Origin of the sequence: Janthinobacterium aquaticum (assembly GCF_009208565.1) — a bacterium.
Lineage (GTDB): Bacteria > Pseudomonadota > Gammaproteobacteria > Burkholderiales > Burkholderiaceae_D > Janthinobacterium.
This window is the reverse complement of record NZ_WFLK01000008.1, coordinates 68,771-91,881: the sequence shown is the minus strand read 5'-3', so window position 1 is coordinate 91,881 and position 23,111 is coordinate 68,771. Positions and strand designations below refer to the sequence as shown.

Annotated in this window: 24 protein-coding genes; 10 read left to right on the top strand and 14 right to left on the bottom strand. The window is 60.5% G+C overall.

What is annotated here, in order from left to right; all coding sequences use genetic code 11:
• Positions 1 to 88 precede the first annotated feature (88 nt).
• Entirely contained in the window at positions 89 to 694 is a 606-nt protein-coding gene (locus GCM43_RS14260) for a glutathione S-transferase family protein (RefSeq protein ID WP_152245374.1), read from the top strand.
• A gap of 93 nt (positions 695 to 787) precedes the next feature.
• Here GCM43_RS14260 and GCM43_RS14255 read toward each other — a convergent pair whose 3' ends face one another.
• The 3 genes from GCM43_RS14255 to GCM43_RS14245 all read right to left on the bottom strand — a co-directional run bounded on the left by GCM43_RS14255 (position 788) and on the right by GCM43_RS14245 (position 5,915).
• Positions 788 to 3,931, bottom strand: a complete 3,144-nt coding sequence (locus GCM43_RS14255; RefSeq protein ID WP_152245372.1) for a transglycosylase domain-containing protein — start codon at positions 3,929 to 3,931, stop codon at positions 788 to 790.
• A 345-nt stretch (positions 3,932 to 4,276) separates the two neighbouring features.
• The gene (locus GCM43_RS14250) at positions 4,277 to 5,062 is read right to left on the bottom strand and encodes a competence/damage-inducible protein A (RefSeq protein WP_152245370.1); all 786 of its coding nucleotides are present in this window, start codon (positions 5,060 to 5,062) and stop codon (positions 4,277 to 4,279) included.
• A gap of 25 nt (positions 5,063 to 5,087) precedes the next feature.
• A complete protein-coding gene (locus GCM43_RS14245) occupies positions 5,088 to 5,915 on the bottom strand; it encodes an EI24 domain-containing protein (RefSeq protein WP_152245368.1) in 828 nt (275 codons plus the stop codon).
• A 161-nt stretch (positions 5,916 to 6,076) separates the two neighbouring features.
• On the opposite strand from GCM43_RS14245, the gene GCM43_RS14240 reads away from it, so the two are divergent.
• Together GCM43_RS14240 and GCM43_RS14235 are read left to right on the top strand one after the other, a co-directional pair.
• Entirely contained in the window at positions 6,077 to 6,433 is a 357-nt protein-coding gene (locus GCM43_RS14240) for an FKBP-type peptidyl-prolyl cis-trans isomerase (protein ID WP_152245366.1), read from the top strand.
• A 169-nt stretch (positions 6,434 to 6,602) separates the two neighbouring features.
• On the top strand, positions 6,603 to 6,857 hold the full coding sequence (locus tag GCM43_RS14235; protein WP_152245364.1) for an acyl-CoA-binding protein: 255 nt from the start codon (positions 6,603 to 6,605) through the stop codon (positions 6,855 to 6,857).
• 133 nt (positions 6,858 to 6,990) lie between these two features.
• Here the strand turns inward: GCM43_RS14235 and proX are convergent, their stop codons facing one another.
• From proX to GCM43_RS14215, 4 genes are all read right to left on the bottom strand, one after another.
• On the bottom strand, positions 6,991 to 8,037 hold the full coding sequence (gene proX / locus GCM43_RS14230) for a glycine betaine/L-proline ABC transporter substrate-binding protein ProX (protein ID WP_152245362.1): 1,047 nt from the start codon (positions 8,035 to 8,037) through the stop codon (positions 6,991 to 6,993).
• 18 nt (positions 8,038 to 8,055) lie between these two features.
• Positions 8,056 to 9,186: a glycine betaine/L-proline ABC transporter permease ProW gene (gene proW, locus GCM43_RS14225; protein ID WP_152245360.1), complete on the bottom strand. Its 1,131-nt coding sequence runs from the start codon at positions 9,184 to 9,186 to the stop codon at positions 8,056 to 8,058.
• Positions 9,183 to 10,418 (bottom strand): glycine betaine/L-proline ABC transporter ATP-binding protein ProV, encoded by a 1,236-nt coding sequence (gene proV, locus GCM43_RS14220; protein WP_152245358.1) that lies wholly within the window; start codon positions 10,416 to 10,418, stop codon positions 9,183 to 9,185. The genes proW and proV overlap by 4 nt, the downstream gene beginning before the upstream one ends.
• A gap of 580 nt (positions 10,419 to 10,998) precedes the next feature.
• Entirely contained in the window at positions 10,999 to 11,283 is a 285-nt protein-coding gene (locus GCM43_RS14215; RefSeq protein WP_152245356.1) for a polyhydroxyalkanoic acid system family protein, read from the bottom strand.
• Between the two features lie 187 nt (positions 11,284 to 11,470).
• Between GCM43_RS14215 and GCM43_RS14210 the strand changes: the two genes are divergently transcribed.
• The 4 genes from GCM43_RS14210 to GCM43_RS14195 all read left to right on the top strand — a co-directional run bounded on the left by GCM43_RS14210 (position 11,471) and on the right by GCM43_RS14195 (position 15,211).
• Positions 11,471 to 12,898, top strand: a complete 1,428-nt coding sequence (locus tag GCM43_RS14210; protein ID WP_152245354.1) for a gluzincin family metallopeptidase — start codon at positions 11,471 to 11,473, stop codon at positions 12,896 to 12,898.
• 4 nt (positions 12,899 to 12,902) lie between these two features.
• Entirely contained in the window at positions 12,903 to 13,190 is a 288-nt protein-coding gene (locus GCM43_RS14205) for a protealysin inhibitor emfourin (RefSeq protein ID WP_152245352.1), read from the top strand.
• Positions 13,191 to 13,423: 233 nt separating this feature from the next.
• Positions 13,424 to 13,747, top strand: coding sequence for a ferredoxin FdxA (fdxA, locus tag GCM43_RS14200; protein ID WP_152245350.1), 324 nt, complete (start codon positions 13,424 to 13,426; stop codon positions 13,745 to 13,747).
• Between the two features lie 243 nt (positions 13,748 to 13,990).
• Positions 13,991 to 15,211 carry a polyhydroxyalkanoate depolymerase gene (locus tag GCM43_RS14195; protein WP_152245348.1) on the top strand — a complete coding sequence of 407 codons (1,221 nt, stop codon included), beginning with the start codon at positions 13,991 to 13,993 and terminating at the stop codon, positions 15,209 to 15,211.
• Positions 15,212 to 15,263: 52 nt separating this feature from the next.
• Here the strand turns inward: GCM43_RS14195 and GCM43_RS14190 are convergent, their stop codons facing one another.
• Positions 15,264 to 15,974, bottom strand: coding sequence for a substrate-binding periplasmic protein (locus GCM43_RS14190; RefSeq protein WP_226929489.1), 711 nt, complete (start codon positions 15,972 to 15,974; stop codon positions 15,264 to 15,266).
• A gap of 312 nt (positions 15,975 to 16,286) precedes the next feature.
• Between GCM43_RS14190 and rsxB the strand changes: the two genes are divergently transcribed.
• On the top strand, positions 16,287 to 17,033 hold the full coding sequence (gene rsxB, locus GCM43_RS14185) for an electron transport complex subunit RsxB (protein WP_152245344.1): 747 nt from the start codon (positions 16,287 to 16,289) through the stop codon (positions 17,031 to 17,033).
• On the top strand, positions 17,030 to 17,677 hold the full coding sequence (gene nth, locus GCM43_RS14180; RefSeq protein ID WP_152245342.1) for an endonuclease III: 648 nt from the start codon (positions 17,030 to 17,032) through the stop codon (positions 17,675 to 17,677). Before rsxB ends, nth begins: the two co-directional genes overlap by 4 nt.
• Before the next feature lie 230 nt (positions 17,678 to 17,907).
• On the opposite strand, the gene proB is transcribed toward nth, so the two are convergent.
• The 5 genes from proB to rplU form a co-directional block, all read right to left on the bottom strand.
• Complete coding sequence (gene proB, locus GCM43_RS14175) at positions 17,908 to 19,026, bottom strand: glutamate 5-kinase (RefSeq protein WP_152245340.1); 1,119 nt, start codon at positions 19,024 to 19,026, stop codon at positions 17,908 to 17,910.
• 15 nt (positions 19,027 to 19,041) lie between these two features.
• Complete coding sequence (locus GCM43_RS14170) at positions 19,042 to 19,464, bottom strand: hypothetical protein (RefSeq protein ID WP_152245338.1); 423 nt, start codon at positions 19,462 to 19,464, stop codon at positions 19,042 to 19,044.
• Between the two features lie 12 nt (positions 19,465 to 19,476).
• Positions 19,477 to 20,586: a GTPase ObgE gene (gene obgE, locus GCM43_RS14165; RefSeq protein ID WP_152245336.1), complete on the bottom strand. Its 1,110-nt coding sequence runs from the start codon at positions 20,584 to 20,586 to the stop codon at positions 19,477 to 19,479.
• Between the two features lie 108 nt (positions 20,587 to 20,694).
• Positions 20,695 to 20,967: a 50S ribosomal protein L27 gene (gene rpmA / locus GCM43_RS14160; protein ID WP_152245334.1), complete on the bottom strand. Its 273-nt coding sequence runs from the start codon at positions 20,965 to 20,967 to the stop codon at positions 20,695 to 20,697.
• 45 nt (positions 20,968 to 21,012) lie between these two features.
• Positions 21,013 to 21,324 (bottom strand): 50S ribosomal protein L21, encoded by a 312-nt coding sequence (gene rplU / locus GCM43_RS14155; protein ID WP_152245332.1) that lies wholly within the window; start codon positions 21,322 to 21,324, stop codon positions 21,013 to 21,015.
• Positions 21,325 to 21,627: 303 nt separating this feature from the next.
• On the opposite strand from rplU, the gene ispB reads away from it, so the two are divergent.
• Positions 21,628 to 22,617, top strand: a complete 990-nt coding sequence (gene ispB / locus GCM43_RS14150; RefSeq protein WP_152245330.1) for an octaprenyl diphosphate synthase — start codon at positions 21,628 to 21,630, stop codon at positions 22,615 to 22,617.
• Positions 22,618 to 22,662: 45 nt separating this feature from the next.
• On the opposite strand, the gene arsC is transcribed toward ispB, so the two are convergent.
• Positions 22,663 to 23,019 (bottom strand): arsenate reductase (glutaredoxin), encoded by a 357-nt coding sequence (gene arsC / locus GCM43_RS14145; RefSeq protein ID WP_152245328.1) that lies wholly within the window; start codon positions 23,017 to 23,019, stop codon positions 22,663 to 22,665.
• Positions 23,020 to 23,111 lie beyond the last annotated feature (92 nt).

The following is a 23,111-nucleotide window of genomic DNA, read 5'->3' as shown; positions in this document are numbered from 1 at the left end:
CCAAGAAATGCGCAACTATGCAAGGCCACAGATGCACACTACCGCAGCTTGGGCTACAGTAGCAGCTCTGACACTACCGGAGCACCGCATGTTGAAAATCCTGGGCAAAGCCGCCTCAATCAATGTCCGCAAGGTTTTGTGGACCTGCGACGAACTCGATCTGGCATATGAACGCGAAGACTGGGGCAGCGGCTTTCGCGCCACCGACGAGCCAGCCTTTTTGCAACTCAATCCCAACGCCATGGTGCCGGTACTGATCGACGGCGAGCTGGTGCTGTGGGAATCGAATACCATCTGCCGCTACCTGTGCGCGCAGTATGGCCAGGGCAAGCTGCTGCCGGCAGCGCCACGCGCGCGCGCCGAAGTGGAAAAATGGATGGACTGGCAGCTGGCCGACCTGAACAATTCCTGGCGCTATGCCTTTATGTCACTGGTACGCCAGAGCCCCGCGCACCAGGACCCGGACCAGCTGGCGGCCGGCATTGCTGGCTGGAACAAAATGATGGGCGTGCTCGAACAACAGCTGCAAGCCACCGGCGCCTATGTGTGCGGTGAGCAATTCACGCTGGCCGATATCGTGCTGGGTGTATCGGTCAAGCGCTGGCTGATGGCGCCGATGGCGCGGCCAGACTATCCGGCGATTGCAGCCTACCATGCGCGGCTGGCGGACAAGACGGCGGTGTTTGCGGGGTAACAACCGGCGTAGGTCGGATCAGGCCCTTCGGGCCGTAATCCGACAATACCGCAGACGCCAACATGTTGTCGGATTACGCCTGGCTTTGCCAGGCTAATCCGACCTACCCGCCGCTCCCGCCGGCACCGTCACCACCGCCGCTGGCTGCGCCTGCGGTTCGATCAGCGGCATCAGACTCGGCGCCAGCGACACCAGCAACTGCACCGGCAGTGCGCTGGTAAAGTCGTAGTTCTTCGACTCCGGTCCGCGCACGTAGGCGGTCATGCTGCCGTAGAAGCGCTCGCCGATATTGAACACAAACGTGGCCGAGCGGTTCACATAGCGCGACTCGATCAGGCGACCGCCAGCACCATACACATCGAAGCGCTGGTCGCCGGTGCCGGTCTTGCCGCCGACCGGGATCGGCACGCCGTCGGCGCCCACGAAAGCGGCCTTGGCGCGCTTGGCGGTGCCGTCCGAGACCACCGCGCGTATCGCCTTGGCAACGGCGCGCGCCACGTCTGGCGACAGTACCTGCTCGGGCTTTTCCTGGTCGGCGCGTTTGACCATGGTGTCGTACGGCGTATTGGCGGCAAAATGCAGCGAATCGATACGCACGCTCGGGTTGCGCACACCGTCGTTGATGATAATACCCATCAGCTCGGCCAGCGAAGCGGGCCGGTCGGCCGAAGCGCCCAGCGTGGTGGCGTACGACGGCACCAGCGAATCGAACGGGTAGCCCATCTTTTTCCACTGGCGGTGGATTTCCAGGAAACCCTCCACTTCCAGCAGGTTGGCAATGCGGCGGTCCTGCGCGTGCTTGCGGTGGGTGTTGAACAGCCACTTGTACACTTCCTGGCGCTGCTTTTCGCTGGCCGCGACCATCTCCGAGAAGGTCGCGCCTTCATGCTGGCGCAGGAAGGCCACCATCCACAATTCCAGCGGATGTACATTGGCCAGGTAGCCGCGGTCGGCCAGCGACCAGTTTTCCATTGCGTATTGCTGGTACAGCTTGGCGACGCGCTCGGGCGGCACTTCGTTTTGCGACGGCAAATTGGTGTTGAGGAAGTCGGCAAACTCGGCCTGCGTCCCTTGCGGGTTGACGGTGCGGTAAATATTGGCCAGGCGTACCGGTGTCGGGCGGATACTGGCCAGCAGCACTTTTTCCTGCTCGTCGACGCTTTTGCCGCGGTATTTCTGGTAGAAGCGGTGCAAAAATTCGCGCCCTTCCTTGTCGGCAAAGCGGCTCAGGTATTGCGCGCGGCGCGGATCGTCGGCGTCGGCCAGCAAGGAGGCCGACGAATCGGGGCGCGAGAACATGTAGTAGCGCGCCACGTCGCGCATCAGGCGCACGAACACCAGGTTGGTCGACTGCTGCAAAGCGTGCTGCACGGTCATGATGCGGCTGTCGTCGAGCTTGGAGAAGTTGCCGAAATGATGCAGGCCGCCGCCGGTAAAGAATCCTTCGGCCGGGTTGCCCGAATAGGTGCGCTGCATGGCCGCTTCCAGCATCGCCGGCAGCGCACGCGCCTCGCCCTCCGGCTTGGCAGCCAGATAGGCAATCGCCCATTGCGACAGCATGTCTTTCGGGTCGACCGTCACCTGCTTCAATTGGGCCGCACTCATGTCCTTGTAGCGCTGGTGCAACTGGTCGATGATGTCGAGGTAGCTGACCAGTGTGCGCAGCTTGGCGGTCGATCCCAGGTCGAGCTTGGCGCCTTCGTTGATATCGAGCGGCTGGTCGTAGTTGTCGGTCTGCACGCGCAGCAAATTGGCTTTCGCGCCTTTTTCCAGCAGGGTAAAGCTGTACACCACATTGGCCGGATCGCCATTGCCCAGCATGCCCTTGCCGGTCAGGCCGGCCGCTTTCGCCACTTCCGGGTCGCGCAGTTCGCGCAGCACCCTGGTCACCGCATTTTGCGCCTGCGCGTCGAGCGTGCTGACCACTTTCAGGTCCAGACGGTCGAGGTTGTACAGGCGCGGGTCGCCCAGCATGCCGGCCAGGTGGTTGCGCACCGCATTGGAGGCCTTGCGCGTGACAAACGAGGTGGCAGCTTCGGACTGCACGCCCGAGGCGGTCGACGGGCGCAGCGGCTGGCTAATCGCCTGGTCGCGCAGCTGCGGCGTGATCACGCCCGCTTGCGCCAGGATGCGCAGGTGGCTGTTGGTCAGCGCTTCGAGGTCGGCGCCGCCAGCCACCAGGTAATGCGAAGGACGGCGCTGCGCAATCAGCAAGCTCAGCGCCTGCTTGTAGGCCAGCGCACTGCCCGGCTGGTCAAGTTTGGCGTTGAGCAAAGTCTTCACCTCATTGAAGTCGCGGCCATACCAGACCCACATGCCGTCGCCGATGCCGTTGACTTCGCCAAAGCCGCTCTTGGCCGACAGCGGTACCGTATTGAGGTAATTGACGACGATCCTGCGCCGCGCCACCACCGTGTTTTCACCGTCCTGGTACGAGCGCAGGCTGGCCGACATCATCTGCAGCAGCTTGTCCTTCATGGAGCTGGTGCGCCCGTCCTCGGAATGGCGGTATTTCTCGATCTGCGTGGCCAGCGTGCTGCCGCCGCCGCCACGATGGCCGCCCACCATATTGAGCGCCTTGTCGAAAATCGCCTTGCTCAGACGGTCCCACTCGACGGCCGGATTGCGCTGTGGCGTGGCCGGGTCGAGCAGTTCGCGGTTTTCAATAAACAGCAGGCTTTGCACCAGCGCCGGCGGCGCTTCGTCAAAGCCCTTGTAGCTGCGCTCGGGGTAGCTGGCGGCAAACAGCGGTGTGGCGCGCGAGTCCAGAATGGTCAGGCCGGCGCGGTTTTTTTCATGGTAGGTGGCGAACATGCCCATATCGACCAGCTCCACCATCTTGGGCGACATGCGCGCCTGCGCCGTGACGGCGTAGTCGCGCTCGGCCAGGCGTTTGAGATAATTGGGCAGGCTGGCATAGCCGAGCCGCTCGTCATACGGGCCATGCTGCGGATAGCGCACGCTGCCGGCCGGCGCCGGACCGGGTTCGACCTTGAACGTCAGTTGGTTACTGAGGCGATTGAAAAACTCCGCCTGCAGGGCCGAGGTGCGTACTTCGCGCATCACGAACCAGGCCACGCCGGCAATCAGCGCCAGCACGATCAACAGGAAAATCGGCCATACGCGCGTGCGCCGCTTCTTGCGCGGACCGGTTGGCGGCGGCACCGCATGGTCGCTGCTGGGTGCTTCGGAAGGCCGTGTCTGGGCATGGGCCAGGTTGTCGCCTGTGTCTTTCATGGGATGCTGGGTATAAGTAGGGATTCAAGGACGCAGGCACTGTGCTGGCGCTGCAGCAGTGCAATACACGCTAAGTCGGTGGCCAGATGGGGCCCGTAAGGATGCTGCTTGCTCAACATGATGTGGGACCGCTAAATCAAAAAAACGCAGGAGCGAACGACCGGGCAAATGCGTACATTGCCTCGCGGTCAGTGCATACCATTGCACCACAACGGCGGGAAAAGGACGGGTGAGCGCACACAAAAATCTTGCTAACTTGCAGATTTTCGCAAAAAAACAACGACCGGACAGTACGCTTGCGTACATAGGACGCAGGCGTACTGTACCGGTCGCTACCGCTGCCGCTCAGAGCAGGGTGACTTCGGCCTGCAGGGCCGCGAGTTCGGCGCGCATCTCGGCAAATGCCGCCCCCGCCTGCTCCGGCTCGCCCTTGACGCCCAGTTCGATATGGCGCCGCGTTTGCGCGTCGCCCACGCTGGGCAGGCTGAACACTTTGATCAGCGGATACTGCGCTTCAAGACGCACCATCAGTGGCGTCAGCAGCGACTCGGCCGTTTCATACACCAGCAGCGCATGTTCGGCATGCGGCACCTGGTTGAACAGATGCGCATAATGGGTATCGAGCACCCATTCGATCATGGGCCAGGACATGACGGGAAAACCCGGCACGAAATAATGCTCGCGCACGGCAAAGCCGGCAATCTTGTTGTAGGGATTCGGTATCAGCTCGGCGCCCTGCACGAATTCGGCCATTTTCAGGCGGTGCAGGTTTTCCGGCGATTCGAGGTCGACCGGCGTGCCCGCATCTGCACCCATCTCGGTGATGCGCTGCTGGATATTAGCCTTGCCCTGCGGATGCAGGATCAACGGCAGGCCCAGCGCATCGGCCGCCGCCTGGCGCGTATGGTCGTCCGGCGTCGCGCCGATGCCGCCAAAGCACAGCACGATGTCGCCGCTGGCAAACGTGCGTTTGAGCAGCGCCACGATGCGCGCCGGCTCGTCGCCCACGTATTCGGCCCAGCTCAATTGCAAGCCGCGCGCCTTGAGAAGCTGCACCACCTTGGGGAAATGCTGGTCGGTGCGCTTGCCCGACAAAATTTCGTCACCGATAATAATCAATCCGATAGCCATCAAGCGTCCTTGTTCGATTTGAAAGTTAAGCGTCGGCCGCAGCCACATCGCGCATGCCCTGTACGCCGCGCAGGGCCGACAGGGCTTCCAGGCAGTAATACTGGAACCACAGCCCGGTAAAGATAAAGATCACCACATACAGCCAGATGGCAAACGCCGCCAGGAACGGGAAGAACACCACCGACATCACGCCGCCCATCCACAGCATGCCGGGCACGGCGCCGGCCGCGCCCGAGACCACGCCGATCAGCAGCAGCTGGGTGCGGCGCGAACGCATGATGGCGTGGCGCTCTTCTGCACTGGCGTAATCGGCCATGGCGTCATAGGCCATCACGCGGTAAGTCAGCCAGCCCCACAGCAGCGCCTGCCCGACCAGCGCGGCCGGCGGAAACGCATACAGCGGCAGCAGCGCGGCCCACACCACGATAAAGAGCAAAAAAGTGGCCAGTGAGGTACCCACGCTGCCCAGCAGGCTGCCACCGTGCTTTTTTTCCAGTTGCGGAAAATGCCGCCCGCCCACATGGCGGCCAATGGCCGGCATGGCCAGCACGCCCATGAAGATCAGCGCCATCAGGATCATCAGCGGCAGCAGCATGAACATGGCGATCAGCGGCACGATCACGGTTTTGAGCATGCCCAGCCCGAACGTGCCCAGCACGGCGCTGCTGGTGCGAAACAGGTCATGCTCGGCAAACAGTACCTGCAGGCTGTCGATCAGCGGCTGCAGGCCCCAGTACAGCAGCAGCCCCCACAGCAGCAGCGACAGCAGGAACGGCAGCGCGCTCAGCAGCAGCATCTTGCCATGCAGCTGCGATAGCAACGCCCGGCCATAGGAATTGAATACATTGCGCATCAAGCGGTCCTTCAGAGAACAACGATGGTGAATCAAAGCTGCATTCTAAAGGCAAACCAGGCGGCGCAGAGGGAACGGCTGGCGGCGCCCGCGCGTAAAATAGCGCTTTATATCTGCTTGCTCTACAATCTGTAGCTTTTATCGTCCCTACAAGGAAAGTCATGTCCCACACTACTACCGCTTCCGGCCTGCAATACCTCGATACCGTTGTCGGCGAAGGCGCCGAAGCTCAAGCCGGCAACAACGTTGTCGTGCACTACACGGGCTGGCTGCAAAACGACGACGGCAGCGCCGGTTCGAAATTCGATTCGAGCAAGGACCGCAACGATCCATTCGAGTTCCCGCTGGGCGCCGGCCGCGTCATCCAGGGCTGGGACGAAGGCGTGCAAGGCATGAAAGTGGGCGGCAAGCGCCAGCTGATCATCCCGGCATCGCTGGGCTATGGCGCACGCGGCGCCGGCGGCGTGATCCCGCCAAACGCCACCCTGATTTTCGACGTCGAACTGCTGGACGTATAAGCGGCTGCCCGGCCACGGAGAAACGCCGCCGTCCTGGCGGCGTTTTTTTTGAGTAGTGCCTCTACTGCGCTGCGCGCTTTCTTGACTATGATGTTGAGCAACGCGGCAAGCGATGGCCACTCCATCGCTGCTGCCGCCGTTTCCGTTATCACCGTACACAGGAGGCACCATGAGTTTGCAAGAACAGTTCGACCAGGCCCAGCTCGATTCCAAGACGCTGTCCGAGCGTCCCGACAATATGACGCTGCTGAAGATCTATGCGCTCTTCAAGCAAGGCTCGAGCGGCGACGCTACCGGCGAGCGCCCGGGCATGACCGACTTTGTCGGCCGCGCCAAGTGGGACGCCTGGCATGCACTGGCCGGCACCTCGAAAGAAGAGGCGCAGCAGCAATATATCGACCTGATCGACGATCTGAAGGACTGATCACTTCGTTTTAGCGTGAAAATGGGCCAGAACAGGCCCAAAACTCGCAAAAAACCACCATTTTTTGGCCAAACCGGCCAAAAACGTCAAAAGCGGCTACCAGATTGATAGCCGCTTTTTTATTGCCTGCCGATTACTTCTTTGCTGCGGCGCGCGCTTGCGCCAGCCAGCCGTCAAACTCCTGCTGGTGATATTTGATCCAGCCATCGGTGTGGCGCTCGATCTCTTTCTGGCTATTCTGTCCCTGGCGCATGCGTTCGTTCTGCGCGTTGATATCGCCAATCGGCAACTTCATCACCTCAAACAGCTTGGCCGCCGCTGGATTGTCAGCCAGGAACTGCTTGTTGGCCACGATGCGCAGCGTATTGACGGAAAAACCGTAATCACTGCCATCTTCCAGACGCGTGCTGGTGTTGTCGGCCGTGGCCGAGAACGGTACTTGCAGCCAGACCACTTCCTTGCCCGGGCGCAGCACGCCACTGACCCAGTACGGGGTCCAGGTGTAATAGAGGATCGGCTCGCCGCGCTTGTAGCGGCCCATCATGTCGGCCACCAGCGCCGTATAGCTGCCCTGCACATGCTGGACGGTATCGTGCAGCTTGTAGGCGTCGAGATGATGATTGATCATCGCCTCGCAGCCCCAGCCCGGATTGCAGCCAACCAGGTCGGCCTTGCCATCGCCGTCATGGTCGAACAGCTTGGCCAGTTTCGGGTCATGTAGCTGATCGATATTGGTGATGTGATACTGGTCCGCCGTTTTCTTGTCGATCAGGTAGCCCTGTGCTGCCGGACCCGCATAGTAGCCAATGCGGGCCAGCTTGGCGTCGCCCCCGGCCTTCTCATAGAACTCCTTGTGCAGCGGATCCCAGTGCACCGGCAAAAACGTTGCGTCGCCGTTGGCCACGGCAATATGGGCGGTCGGATAGTCAACTTCCTTGATCGGCTGCACATCGTAGCCCAGACGCTGCAGGGCCTTGTCGACCAGCATGGTCTGGAACGTCTCCTCGGCAATCGCCCCTTGCAGGGCTTGCACCTTGACGCCCTTGCCTGGCAGGTCGCTGGCGCTTTGCGCCATGGCCAGGCTGGTGGTCAGCGCCAGCGCGGCAATGGCCAGCGCCGACATCCATTTGAATTTGCGTTGCGATTTCTGTGTCTGCTTGAAATGATCTGTCTGATGCATGAAATTCCTTTCTCGTTATTATTGTGCATTGGCAAGCGATGCCTGCTGCGATACGTTGGCGGCGCCATCCTGCTGGGCCGGCTTGCTGCGCACCAGGCGCAGCACGAAACCGACCGGACCGGTCTGGTACCAGTGGCGCACGCCGCGGCGCGGCTGGCCCATGGCCTGCGTCAGGCGGTCCAGCGTAATGGCCAGCAGCACGATACCGAGGCCGCCGACTGTAGCCAGGCCCATGTCCAGGCGGCCGATACCGCGCAATACCATCTGGCCCAGGCCGCCAACGGCAATCATCGAGGCAATCACCACCATCGACAGCGACAGCATCAGCGACTGGTTGATGCCGGCCATAATCGACGGCATGGCCAGCGGGAACTGCACGCGGCTCAGCAACTGCCAAGGCGAGGCGCCATAAGCGCGCGCCGCTTCAATCAGGTCGGGACGCACCTGGCGGATACCAAGATTGGTCAGGCGCACCAGCGGCGGCAGCGCAAAGATAATGGTGACGATCACGCCAGGCGCATTGCCGATACCAAACAGCATCACCACCGGCACCAGGTAGACAAACGCCGGCGTGGTCTGCATGGCGTCAAGCAGCGGGCGCATGATGTTCTGCGCACGGTCGCTATTGGCCAGCAAAATACCCAGCGGCAAGCCGATGGCCAGGCAGAAAGCCAGCGAGGTCAGCACCAGCGACAGCGTGGTCATCGCTTCTGGCCAGATGCCCAGCATGGCCACGGCCAGCATGGCAATCACGGTGCCGATGGCCAGCGTGCGGCTGGTAAATTGCCAGGCCAGCAGGCCGAGAATGGCAATGATGCTCAGCGATGGCAAACTCATCAGCGCACCTTCCACGCCCGATAGCACGCCATCGATCGGCGCGCGCACGGCCTGGAAGAACGGGCGGAAATGCTCGACCACCCAGCCCAGCCCCTGGTTGATCCAGGCTTCCAGCGGCAACGAGCCGTCGAAGATTTGCGACAGGTGCAGGCCCGTGTCATGCGCTGGCTGCGCGGCCACTGGCGCATCGAGCCAGGCCGTATTGGCGCCAGCGTCGGTGGCCGTCCATGGGTTGATCTGGGCGGCGGCTGGCGCAGCAGCGACGCTGCTCTCTACAACCGGTTCGGCGATGGAATTGACGACTGGATTCATGCTTGTCCTTTCTGTGTTTGTGCTTCGGCAATGGGCGGCGTATCGCGGTCAAGGAACTTCAGCAAGGTCGTCTTGCTGATGGCGCCGCGGAAACTACCATCATCGGCCACGACCGGTACGGCATACGGCAATTGCGCCACCTGGCCAAACAGGCCGGCTACCGGCTCATCTGCATTGATGGTTGCCACGTCTGGCAGATAAGCGTGCGCCAGGCCCAGTGGGCCGATATGGCCGTCAAGCGCATTGCGCAGCGAGTCGGCCGATACCACGCCGAGGAACTTGCGCTGCGGGCTGACCACATAGGCGTAGGCCCGATCCTGCTCTTCAAGCATCGACAGCGCCGCACGCGAACCGCGCGCTGGCGACTCCGACACCACGATCTGGCTCTTGCGGGCAATATCGCTGGCCTTGAAGACCGCAGCGGCGTCGACGCCGCGCACGAAATTGCGCACGTAGTCGTTGGCAGGCTTGCGCAGGATTTCCTCGGGCGTGCCAACCTGCACCACATGGCCGTCTTTCATGATGGCCACGCGGTCGCCGATGCGCATTGCTTCGTCGAGGTCATGCGAAATAAAGACAATGGTGCGGCGCTTGATCTGCTGCAAACGCAGCAGTTCGGACTGCATTTCGGTACGGATAATCGGGTCGAGCGCCGAGAACGCTTCGTCCATCAGCAGGATCGACGGGTCGCACGCCAGCGCGCGGGCCAGGCCCACGCGCTGCTGCATACCGCCCGACAATTCGTCCGGATAGCTGGCGCCGTAACCGGCCAGGCCAACTTGCTCCAACGCCTGATTGGCCAGTGCATGGCGCTCGGCCTTGGGCACGCCGGCCAGCTCCATGCCGAACGCGGTGTTGTCGAGTACGGTAATTTGCGGCAGCAGTGCAAACGACTGGAACACCATGCTGATGTCCTTGCGGCGCAAAGCGCGCAGCTGGGCGTCTGGCAGCGTGTTGATATCGCTGCCGTCGATCAGGATGCGGCCATCGGTGGGCTCGATCAGGCGGTTAAGCATGCGCACCAGCGTTGATTTGCCGGAGCCGGACAGGCCCATGATCACGAAGATCTCACCGGCCTCGATGGTAAAGGTGGCGTCGAATACGCCGATGGTGCAGTCGGTCTGCGCCAGGATGTCCTGCTTGCTGGCGCCCTGACGGACGAGATCAAGTGCCGCTTCGGGTTGATCGCCGAACACCTTGAATACATGGTCGATAATAATTTGTTTTGCCACGTTGTGGTTCTCCCTCGATTTTGACGAATGGATTGAATCCCGGCAGGCATGTTTGCCTGCAGCAGGAATCAGCGAACCCCTGACCGTCAGCAATACAGCGGCGCAAAGCGCCGGCCAGCGACTGGAAAGGGGATGACACGTAGAGCCGGAAACAGCCGTCAGCTGTACCAGGGTGCCGAGTGCGGAGTAAAAGAGGCTGGGTACAGGACTTTTAACGCCGCCGATGCCAGGCAATTACATGGCACCAAATATAATTGAACGGACTAACGCCGCTCAAAAAATTACCGGATGTGAGCGCAGGGCTCAAGGATGATGCGCCACTGAAAACAGTGGAAAGCCAGCGTGCAGAACGATGAAAAACTACTGCTTGGCAGGCTTTGTTGCAAGAGACTGTTGTTGTAAATATGCGTCAAGTATAGCGCAAAAAGATGCAAAAGTCCAATAGCTTTCCAAATTGAAATATGCTAGCAATGTGCGGCAGCGCACGCAATGGAGGGAGGAACAGGCGGGAGAGCGGGGAAAACCGTGGGCGAACAGTGTTGCTCGCCCGATACAAAATTGCCCGGAATCAGTGAACGATTCAAGCTGGTTCAGTAAAGACCTTGCGCATTTTTTCAGCAATTTTGCCTTCGATCATGGGCGCAAACGCACTGAGCATAAAGCCCAGTTTCAGGTTCAGCTGCGCCTGCTCTTTCTGCAAGGTCAGGCTGCCGTCGACGCCGCTGCGCTCGAAACGCAACACATCGCCATCCCAGGCGCAGGCCAGGTCATATTCCTGTGCCAGCTTGTCGGCCACCTGCTGCGCCGCCGCGCGCGCTTTTTCTGCTGTCAGCTGATGTTGCTGAACTATATTTATATCCGCCATCAAACCATCCTTTTATTAAAAACGGGTACTGCCAGGCCGACATGATAACAGTCACGGCGCAGCCATGACTCCGCCACTTGCCCCGAAGACACTCCCCGCTGCCCCGCCATCGTTTGTGCCAGCGCAAAGGCATGCACTGTGCGGCGCGGCACCATATCAGCTCCCACCCATACCGAGGAGAGTTGCCATGGATCAAAAAGTGATCGTGCCGGTCGAAGCCGTGCTGACGCAATGCGTATCGTTGCCCGTCGGCTATGTGCCGACGCCGTCGGCGCCTTACCGCCAGCATCGCAAACAGGCGCAGCTGACCTTGCAGCCTGGCACCCCGCGCCTGAACCAGGGAGCAGCGCAGCGCAGCAACGCCATTCCCGTGGGCGCGCGCGTGCTGGTATGGAAACAGGACCCGTCCGTCAGCGAAGTGGGCACGCGCAAAGCCTTTTTGCCCGGCCTGATCCTGCAGGGCCCGCGCGACGCGCGCATCACCTTTGGCGTGCCCGGCATTGCCCAGGTCAGCCCGAATGCGTTTGGCGACTTTATCGTCTCGCCCAACACCGACCAGTTCGATGCGGTGCACACCTTTGCCATCGTGCGCATGACGCTGACCATGTTCCAGCGCGCACTGGCCAACGCAGACACGGCGCCACCGCTGCCGTGGCAATGGAACAGCGCCAGCAATACCGCGCCGCTGCATGTGTTTCCCCACGGTCTGCCCAATGTCATGAACGCCTATTACAGCCGCAATGACAAGGCGCTCAAGTTCGGTCACTTTATTCCCAGCGGCGCCACCGAACGCGTCTATACCTGCCGCTCGCTCGACATCGTTGCTCATGAAACAGGCCACGCCGTGCTTGACGGCCTGAAACCGGACTGGCTGCTCAACAACAATCCGCCGCAAACGGGTGGCCTGCATGAATCGTTTGGCGACCTGACCGCCATTTTCCTGGCGCTGTCGCAACTGGACCAGGTTGAAGCGGTCATTACGCAAACCAAGGCCGATCTGCACGACAAGACCTTCCTGGCCGACCTGGCAGAACAATTCGGCCTGGCGCTGGGCCGGCCCAACGGCCTGCGCAATGCCGACAACAATATCAAGCTGTCCGAAGCGGGCACCGAGGTGCACGCCATCTCGCAGGTGTTTACCGGCGCCGTCTACGATATCCTGGCCGATATCTTCGAGTACGAGCGCCAGCCGCAGTTGCAGGATGATGCAGCCGTGCTGCTCCATTGCGGCGACTACCTGTGCAGCCTGGTGCTGCGCTCGCTGCTGGCGTCACCGGCGCGCGCCGCCACCTATGCCCACGTGGCCAATCATATGCTGGCGCTGGCCGAGGCCGACGGCAAAACCGACTACCTGGACTTTATCCGCGCCAGCTTTACCGTGCGCGAAGTACTGGGCCAGGCGCTGGACCAGGCGGCCGACGAGGAAAACGGCTTTGCCGCGGACACCACCGATGCCGACGGCGCCGTACAGGATCGGCGCGCCTGCTGCGGCACCATGAACCATGCCGAATACAGCGACTCGGACGAGGCCCTCGACGCCGAGCGCGCCGCGCTGGCGGCTTGGTGCCGCTCGTACGGCCACCCGGCAGGGCAGCAGAGCGACCAGGGTGCATAAGAGCATGAAGATAAGCGCCACCAGCAGCGGCGGCTTCGCCGGCCTGAGCGAACATTACGAGATCGATACTCAAGTGCACCCGCAAGGCCGCGCCGTGGAAGCGGCGCTGGCGCACGCCGGCCTTTTTGCGCAGCTGCAGGAAAGCGTGCAGCCGGTCGGCGCCGATCTGCGCCGCTGGCAGATCGTGGTCGAATCGCCCGAAGGGCGCAGCAGCATGACCTTTATCGAAGACGGCAGCGCCGCCAGCGCACCATGGCAGGCGCTGGTCGCGCACCTGCGCCAGCAGGGCTGAAACGCACGCCGTCCAGCGGCCAGCCGCCTTCCCCGCTGATTTGACCGGGATCAAGCGCTGGCCGATTGATCCCCTGCCGTCGCCAAAAAATGAATTTGCTTATATGTATTGTATATAAGCGCGATTTGTGAGAAATAGCGAATTGGCTTAAAATACCATGCTTTGCTTTAGTACGCGCCGACGACGTTCCTGCAGGCGCTACAGCACCTCCCCTCCAAATTGATAGGACTGTTATGACCCACGTTGTCACCGAATCCTGCATCGCCTGTCGTTATACGGACTGCGTCGATGTCTGCCCGGTAGATTGTTTCAGAGAAGGCCCGAACTTCCTGGCGATCGATCCGGACGAATGTATTGACTGCGCAGTATGCGTGGCCGAGTGCCCGGTGAACGCGATTTTCGCGGAAGAAGACGTGCCGGGCGACCAGCAGGCCTTTATCAAGATTAACGTCGATCTGGCGCGCAACTGGCCGTCGATTACCAAGACCAAGCCTGCGCTGCCGGAAGCCGAAGAGCTCAAGGACGTCAAGGACAAACTGCACATGCTGATTCGCTGAGCGTATCGGCAAGGCACATGAAAAAGCAGCGGCAACGCTGCTTTTTTTTACGCCTGGCGGGTCGTTCTGACATGTTTGCCGGCTTGATCACGAGTGTGGCGTAAATGAAAAAACGCCGCAAAGTGTGGCCTTAGGCGCGGTAAAGCACAGTTTGTCCTCAACAACTGGCCCAGAATTGGATTATGATATTTGAGCCGATAAATGGCACTTGGAAATAAACAAGGACTTGAACAAGGACTCAATATGCTTTACCAACTGCACGAACTGCAACGCTCCTTCCTCACTCCGGTGATGCAATGGGCAGACATGTCCTCCAAGTTATTTACCAACCCGGTTTCCCCTCTGGCCCACACCCCGTTTTCGCAACGCATCGCAGCCGGCTACGAGCTGATGTACCGCCTTGGCAAAGACTACGAAAAACCACAATTTGATATCAAATCCGTTCTCGTCAATGGCGAGAGCGTCGACATCCTCGAACACGTTGTCGTGAGCAAGCCGTTTTGCCGCTTGATCCACTTTAAAAAAGACCGCACCGATCTGCAACAGCCCAAAGTGCTGCTCGTTGCACCCCTGTCCGGCCACCACTCGACCCTGCTGCGCGACACCGTGCGCGGCCTGCTGGCCGGGCATGATGTCTATATTACCGACTGGACCGATGCGCGCATGGTGCCGCTGACCGAAGGGCCGTTCCATCTGCACGATTATATTTATTACGTACAGGACTTTATCCGCCTGCTGGCGCCGGACCTGCATGTGATTTCCGTCTGCCAGCCCACTGTGCCGGTGCTGGCCGCCATCTCGCTGATGGCGACCGCCAAGGACCCGCAGATGCCGAAAACCATGACCATGATGGGCGGACCGATCGACCCGCGCCGCTCACCGACGCAAGTCAATAACCTGGCGACGGAAAAGAAATTCTCGTGGTTTGAAAACACCGTGATCTACGCAGTGCCGCCCAACTATCCGGGGTTTGGCCGCAAGGTCTATCCGGGCTTTCTGCAGCATGCCGGCTTTATCGCCATGAATCCGGGCCGCCACGCCCAGAGCCACCGCGAGTTCTACATGCACCTGGTAACGGGCGACGACGAACCGGCAGAAGGCCATCGCCAGTTCTACAACGAGTACAACGCGGTGCTGGACATGCCTGCCGAGTACTACCTGGAAACGATCAAGACGGTGTTCCAGGACTTCAGCCTGCCGCTGGGCACTTGGGACGTCGGCGGCCAGCTGGTGCGGCCGCAAGACATCACCAACGTTGCGCTGTTTACGGTCGAAGGCGAACTGGACGACATCTCCGGCGCCGGCCAGACCCAGGCCGCGCATGACCTGTGCAGCAGCATTCCGGCCGACATGAAACAGGATTTCGTGGCGCCAAAATGCGGCCACTACGGCATCTTCTCGGGCCGCCGCTGGCGCGAGATCATCTGCCCGAAAATCGGCGAATTTATCCAGAAGCATTCCTGATACGGCTCTACCTGAAAAACGGCACGCCAGCGCAAGCTCGCGTGCCGTTTTTTTATGGCATGAGCACGGGCGTGCCGGCCAGGCTCTGATCGAGCCGCTTCCAGTACTCGCGCACCAGCCTGACCGTATCGACCTCGCGCGCCGCCTCGTTGAAGCGGCGCTGCTGGCGGGCGCCTTCGTCGTTACGCTGGAAACACACATGCACGGATCGCTCGGCAAACAGCTTGTCGATGACGCCGATGCGCTCGCGGTCAGCGCGGGTGAAACTGCTGCCCATCAGCAGATGCTGCAGCACATGGCGCTCGATCACGATGGCGCGATAGCGGCCGATCAGCAGTTTTTTCAGGTTGGTCATATCGTTCAGTCCCTCTTCGGCCGTCAGTTCGCCGCGCGCCGCCATGGCGTCGAACTGCTCGCCGTTCGAATAGCCGGCCACGGTGCCGATGCGCATGCCTTTCAGGTCGGCCAGGCTGGCAGCCGACACGCCATCGTCCTTCAGGTAGGCCAGCACGCCATGGGTATTGCCAATCGGCACAGAGAAATGGCAGAGCTTTTCACGTTCCGCCGTGCGCCAGACTGCCATCAGGCCGGCATAGCGGGGACTGCCCAGGCCGATCTGCATGGTGCGCTTCCAGGGGAAATAATCATATTGCACCGTCTCGCCCAGGCGCTCGTAAATCGCGCTGACCAGCGACGCCGACATGCCTTCACCAGGCAGGCTGTGCGAGACAAAGGGCGGCCAGTCATCGACGGCCAAACGCACGGCCTGCCGCGCACCTGCGACACCTTCGCCATGCGCTGGCGACAGAGCGCACAAGATTAGCAAACAGAAGGGCAAACCAACTGTGCGGAGAATACGCATGGCCTGCTCCTGCTGTCGGTTTTACGGGTAGAAATCATGCTCCCATAAAATAACAAATATTTAAAGTTGTTTCTTGGAAGCCATGCATTCCTGTTGGAAATAATATACAGGCGCTGGCGGCCGCCAGCCGTGTCTACTACGCCATGCCCATGAGCGCATACAGGTTTTTTACTGTGGCGCTGCGCAGATGGCCGATAATAGCGTTTTAGCGTAATGAAGATCACCGTGTCGCAACCTGCCCCCCCCGCACTTGATAAACCGCTGGCCGACCAGCTCGAAGACCTGCTGCCGCAAACCCAATGCACCAAATGCGGCTACAGCGGCTGCCGTCCGTATGCCGAGGCGATGGCCGCCGGCACGGCCGACATCAACCAGTGCCCGCCCGGCGGCGCACAAGGCATCGTCCTGCTCGCCGGCAAGCTGGGCAAAAAGGTGATTCCACTCAATCCGGTCAACGGCCTGGAACGGCCGCGCTCGATTGCCTATATCGACGAGTCCCTGTGTATCGGCTGCACCCTGTGCATCCAGGCCTGTCCGGTCGACGCCATCGTCGGTGCGGCCAAGCAGATGCATACGGTTGTCACCAGCCTGTGCACCGGATGCGACCTGTGCGTGGCGCCCTGCCCGGTCGACTGCATCGTGATGTACCCAATCAGCGGCGAGGCCACCGGCTGGGATGCCTGGAGCCAGCCAGAAGCCGATGCGGCGCGCGCGCGCCACGATTTCCGCACGGCGCGCCTGCAGCGCGAAGCACAGGAAAACGAAGCGCGCCTGGCCGCCAAGGCCGTCTCGAAAATGCAGGAAGTCACGCAGGAAAATCCAGTCTCGCCCGAAGAGCTGGCCGAGAAAGAGCGCAAGCGCGCCATTATTGCCGCCGCCATGGAGCGCGCACGCGCCAAGGCGGCCGCCGCTGCCAATCCGACCCCTACCGCTGCTGAGACACCGAAAAAAGACGCATGAACAACGCCAAACGCCTGGAAATTTTCACGCGGTTTCGCGCCGCCAACCCGTCACCGAAAACCGAACTCGAATACACCACGCCATTCGAGCTGTTGATTGCCGTGCTGCTGTCGGCACAGGCCACCGATGTGTCGGTCAACAAGGCCACGCGCCTGCTTTATCCGGTGGCCAATACCCCGGCCGCCATGCTGGCGCTGGGGGTTGATGAACTGAGCAGCTATATCCGCACAATCGGCCTGTACCGCACCAAGGCGAAAAACGTGATTGCCACCTGCCAGATCCTGCTCGACCAGCATGGCGGCGAAGTACCGCGCGACCGCGCCTCGCTCGAAGCGCTGCCCGGCGTGGGCCGCAAGACGGCCAATGTGGTGATGAATACGGCATTTGGTGAACTGACCATGGCGGTCGACACGCATATCTTTCGCGTCTCCAACCGCACCGGCCTGGCGCCGGGCAAGAATGTCGAGATTGTCGAGCAAAAGCTGCTTAAATTCGTGCCGAAGGAATTTTTGCTCGACGCACATCACTGGCTGATCCTGCATGGCCGCTACACCTGCGTGGCGCGCAAGCCGCACTGCTGGAACTGCATGATTGCCGATTTGTGCGATTACAAGGAGAAAACGCCGGCGCCGGCGCTGACGTGATGCTTCGGGTAACACCCCTACCCGACCTGCAAACCGGATTAAAGCCCGAGCCGCCCGCATAGGCCTGTCGGGCCAAGCGAGCCCGAAAAATGTCGAGGGCAAGGCGCAGCGACGAAGACAGACTCTCGGCAGTATCCCTGCTGCTAACATTGTTGTCGGATTACGCCGCTACGCGGCTAATCCGACCTACGTGATAAGCGCTGACTTGACGTATTGCCCGCCAGGCCTTTTTACAGTAACACCATATTATCGCGATGAATCAGCTCGTGACCTTCCACAAATCCCAGCAACGCTTCGATCTCGGTTGAAGGTTTGCGCATAATGCGGCGCGCTTCGCCGCTGGTGTAATTCGACAGGCCGCGCGCCACCGGCACGCCGGCAGCATCGATGCAGGTAATCACGGCGCCGCGGCCAAACTCACCGTTGACGGCGGTCACGCCGATCGGCAACAGCGACTTGCCTTCGCGCGTGAGTTTTTGCACCGCGCCGGCATCGAGCACCACCGCGCCGGCCGTCTGCAGATGGTCGGCCATCCATTGCTTGCGCGCCGTCAGCTGGCCCGTCTGCGCGCGCAGTTCGGTGCCGATCGCTTCGCCTTGCGCCAGGCGGCTCAATACGTCGCTGTCGCGGCCCCAGGCAATGATGGTGTGGGCGCCCGATTTGGCGGCGCGCCTGGCGGCCAGGATCTTGGTCAGCATGCCGCCACGGCCCAAGCTGCTGCCGGCGCCGCCGGCCATCGCTTCCAGTGCAGGGTCGCCGGCTACACCGTGCGTGATCAGGGTGGCGGACGGGTCCTTGCGCGGATCGGCCGAGAACAGGCCGTGCTGGTCGGTCAGGATCACCAGCGCATCGGCTTCGATCAGGTTGGCCACCAGCGCACCCAGGGTGTCGTTGTCGCCGAACTTGATCTCGTCGGTGACCACCGTATCGTTTTCATTAATGATCGGTACCACGCCCATGCGCAGCAAGGTGGTCAGGGTCGAACGGGCATTCAGATAGCGTTCGCGGTCGGCCAGGTCGGCGTGCGTGAGCAGCACCTGCGCGGTGCCGAGATTGTGCGCGCGAAAGCTGCTTTCATAGATCTGCGCCAGGCCCATCTGGCCGACTGCGGCGCAAGCCTGCAGTTCGTGGATATCGGTGGGACGGCGCTCGAAACCGAGGCGCAGCATGCCTTCGGCAATCGCGCCCGAGCTGACCAGCACCACCTGCTTGCCCAGTGCACGCAGGCCGGCGATCTGGGCCGCCCAGCGGGCGATGGCGGCATGGTCGAGGCCGCGGCCGTCATTGGTGACCAGGGACGAGCCGACTTTGATGATGATGCGGTTTGCTGTTTGAATCACGGAATTCATGGACGGCGCTCTTCGCTATAGTTTCTGTCCGCGCGCCGGACGCAACAGCAGCAAGGCCAGCCCTGCCAGCAGTTCCATCACGCACAGGAACAACATAAAACCCCGGGGCATGCCAAAGCTGATGGCCGCAAACAGGCGGCCGGCCGGATGCGCCAGGACCAACAATGCAGTGATATCGCTGAAGACGGGCGGTTCGCCCTGCCGTGCTGCGAACAGCGCCAGCGCCGCGGTAGCGGCCCAGACGCCGGTATGACTGGCGTAAAACTGGCTGTAGCCGTTCACGCCATTGAGAAAGATGCCCATGCCGGCCGCCATCTCATCGGCGAACAGCAGGCTGGCGACCGCACTCATGCCATAAGCATACGCGATCAATTGCAATACGCGGCGTTGCCACAGCTGCTTGCGCAAGAGCGTGGCAACGCCCGCCTGATCCGACATCAGGATACAGCCTTAGTCGAGAATCTTGAAACGCGGATCGTCCGGATCGATCGACGAGATGCCGCGTGCTTCTTCGGTCATCTGCGTTTCTTCGGCACGGCTTTCGCTGTGCTTTTTCTCTTCCAGATGCTGGTAAATCGCGTTCACCAGTTCCGGGCAACCCTGATGACTGAGCGCGGAAATTTCAAATACCGGACCCTTCCAGCCAAAGCGCTTGATAAAGTCCTTGACGATCTTGACGCGCTCTTCCTGCGGCACCATGTCGAGCTTGTTCAGCACCAGCCAGCGCGGCTTGTCGACCAGCGACTCGTCGTACTTTTTCAGTTCCTTGACCAGCGCTTTGGCTTCCTTGACCGGATCGACGTTGGTTTCAAACGGCGCCAGGTCGACAATGTGCAGCAACAGGCCGGTGCGCTGCAAATGGCGCAGGAATTGATGGCCCAGGCCGGCGCCGTCGGACGCGCCTTCGATCAAGCCGGGAATATCGGCGATCACAAAGCTTTTCTCGTGCGACACGCGTACCACACCCAGGTTCGGATGCAGCGTGGTAAATGGGTAATCTGCAATCTTTGGACGCGCGTTCGATACGGCCGAAATAAAGGTCGACTTGCCGGCGTTCGGCATGCCCAGCAGGCCCACATCGGCCAGTACCTTCAGTTCCAGGCGCAGTTCGCGGCGTTCGCCTTCCTTGCCCTCGCCCTTCTGGCGCGGTGCACGGTTGGTGGAAGATTTAAAATGGATATTGCCCCAGCCGCCTTCGCCGCCCTTGGCCAGCAGTTCGATCTGGCCGTGTTCGGTCAGGTCAGCAAGGATTTCACCGCTGACATTGTCGATAATCAGCGTGCCGACCGGCATGCGCAGATGAATATCGTCAGCACCCTTGCCGTAGCAGTCAGCGCCGCGGCCAGGCTCGCCGTTCTTGGCCTTGTGCATTTTGGAAAAGCGGAAGTCGACTAGCGTGTTGACATTGCGGTCGGCCACGGCCCAGATGGACCCGCCCTTACCGCCATCGCCGCCATCGGGGCCGCCGAAAGGCCGGAACTTTTCACGGCAGAAAGATGCGCAGCCGTTGCCGCCATCACCTGCGATGACTTCGATTTTTGCTTCGTCGATAAACTTCATAATTTGCCGCCATAAAACTAAAAAGGCTCTACCTTGGGCAGAGCCTTTCGATTGAAGGCTTGCGCCTTACGTCATGCGTTCAATGCGGAGCACACGCTCCGCGTTGAATTACGCTGGTACTGCTTCGTTGGCTACAACGGTCACGAATTGCTTCGAGCCTGCGCCTTTGACAACGAACTTCACTTTGCCTGCGACCAGCGCGAACAGAGTGTGGTCTTTGCCGGTGCCTACGCCTTCGCCGGCGCGCACTGGGGTGCCGCGTTGACGAATGATGATGCCGCCTGCATTGATCGATTGGCCGCCGTAGACTTTAACGCCCAGACGTTTTGATTCTGAATCACGGCCATTTCGCGTAGTGCCGCCGCCTTTTTTATGTGCCATTTAAGACTCCTTGATAGCTGATTAAGTTATTTCAGATAACAGCGATTAGCCGTTGATCGAAACGATTTGGATTTCGGTAAAATTCTGGCGATGGCCTTGATGCTTCTGGTAGTGCTTACGACGACGCATCTTGAAAATTTTGACCTTGTCGTGACGACCGTGCGACACAACCTTAACCAGTACCGTAGCACCTTCGACCAATGGCGCGCCAAATTTGATGGCGTCGCCCGCACCTACTGCGAGAACTTGATCGATGGTCAGTTCGGAACCAATGTCAGCCGGTATCTGTTCTACTTTAAGTTTTTCGCCAGCGACAACTTTGTATTGTTTGCCACCGGTTTTTATGACCGCGTACATGATTTGAAACCTCATCAGATGTTAAAAAAATTTGTCCCACTGCCGGGCAAGGCAAGCCGTACACAACAGGGAGAACCAGCGATTATACACGGCCTGATAATTTGCGTCAAAAACTATGCACAAAGCCCGTCGATCGTGGTATGTCGACAACCTTGCCAGCGCCTCAGAGAGGCCATCGGCAGCTAAAAAGCGTTTACTGGTGATAATAAAGTCAATCAATTGCCCTGCAGCCATAGCCAAAAGTCACGCGCGCACAAGCCTTGTCGTATAATCGCGGCACCCACAATCTATTGCAGGTTCGCCTTGTCTGACGCTAACAAACACGTTAACCAAAACACCATCGTGCAAACGATTGCCGCCGACATGGACGCAGTCAACACGGTGATCCGCCAAAAACTGCATTCCGATGTGATTCTGATCAACCAGATCGCCGAATACATCATCAGCGCCGGCGGCAAACGCATCCGCCCTGTGCTGATTTTGCTGGTGGCCAATGCCCACGCCTATCGCGGCACCGCTCATCATGAACTGGCTGCCGTGGTGGAATTCATCCACACCGCCACCCTGCTGCATGACGACGTGGTCGATGAATCGTCGATGCGGCGCGGCCGCCAGACGGCCAATGCGCTGTTCGGCAATGCCGCATCGGTGCTGGTGGGCGACTTCCTGCATTCGCGCTCGTTCCAGCTGATGGTATCGCTGAACAATATGCGCGTGATGCAAATCCTGTCGGACGCTACCAACGTGATTGCCGAAGGCGAAGTGCTGCAACTGCTGAACATGCACGACCCGGACGTCACGCAGGAAAGCTACCTGAACGTGATCCGCTCGAAAACAGCAAAGCTGTTCGAAGCATCGGCGCAACTGGGCGCGCTGATCGCCGGCGCTACCGAAGCCGATATCGAAGCGGCTGCTGAATACGGCCGCTCGCTGGGCACCGCTTTCCAGCTGATCGACGATGTACTCGACTATGCTGGCGACGCTACCGAAATCGGCAAGAATATCGGCGACGATTTGCGCGAAGGCAAGCCCACCATGCCGCTGATCTGGCTGATGGAAAACGGCACGCCAGAACAGCGCGAACTGGTGCGCAGCTGCATCGAACAGGGCGACGAACAGCATTTCGACGCCATCCTGGCCGCCATTACCAATAGCGGTGCGCTTGACTACACGCGCCAGCAGGCGCAAATTGCCGCCCAGCGCGCAACTGACGCGATTGCCGGCTGGCCCGACAGCGAGTACAAGACCTCGCTGCTGCAACTGAGCGCGTTTGCGGTCGACCGCAATCATTGATCAGGCAGCAAACGTCGCTGAAGATGGCGCCGATGGCGCCATTTTTTATTTCTGCGGCAAAATCTCCAGCACCTTTTCAGCCGGCCGGCACAGGCGCACGCCCAGGTCGGTCACCACGATCGGGCGGTTGATCAGAATCGGATGGGCTTGCATGGCGTCAAGCAGCGAAGCGTCGCTCAGTGCCGCATCTGCCAGGCCCAGTTCGTCATACAGCGCGCCCTTGTCGCGCATGGCGGCGCGCGCAGTCAATCCCGCGCGCGCGATCAGATCGACCAGTTCATCGCGGCTCGGCGGCTGTTTGACATAGTCGATAATCACCGGTTCGAAACCGGCGTCGCGGATCAGCTGCAAGGTGTTGCGCGAGGTACCGCAGGCGGTGTTGTGATAGATGGTGATGGTCATGCCAGGCTCCGTATCCTAAAGTAGCAATTATAAAAGGACGAGCCCGGACGCTGTGCCAGCCAATGGCCGGCCCTACGTAATCTACCGTACCG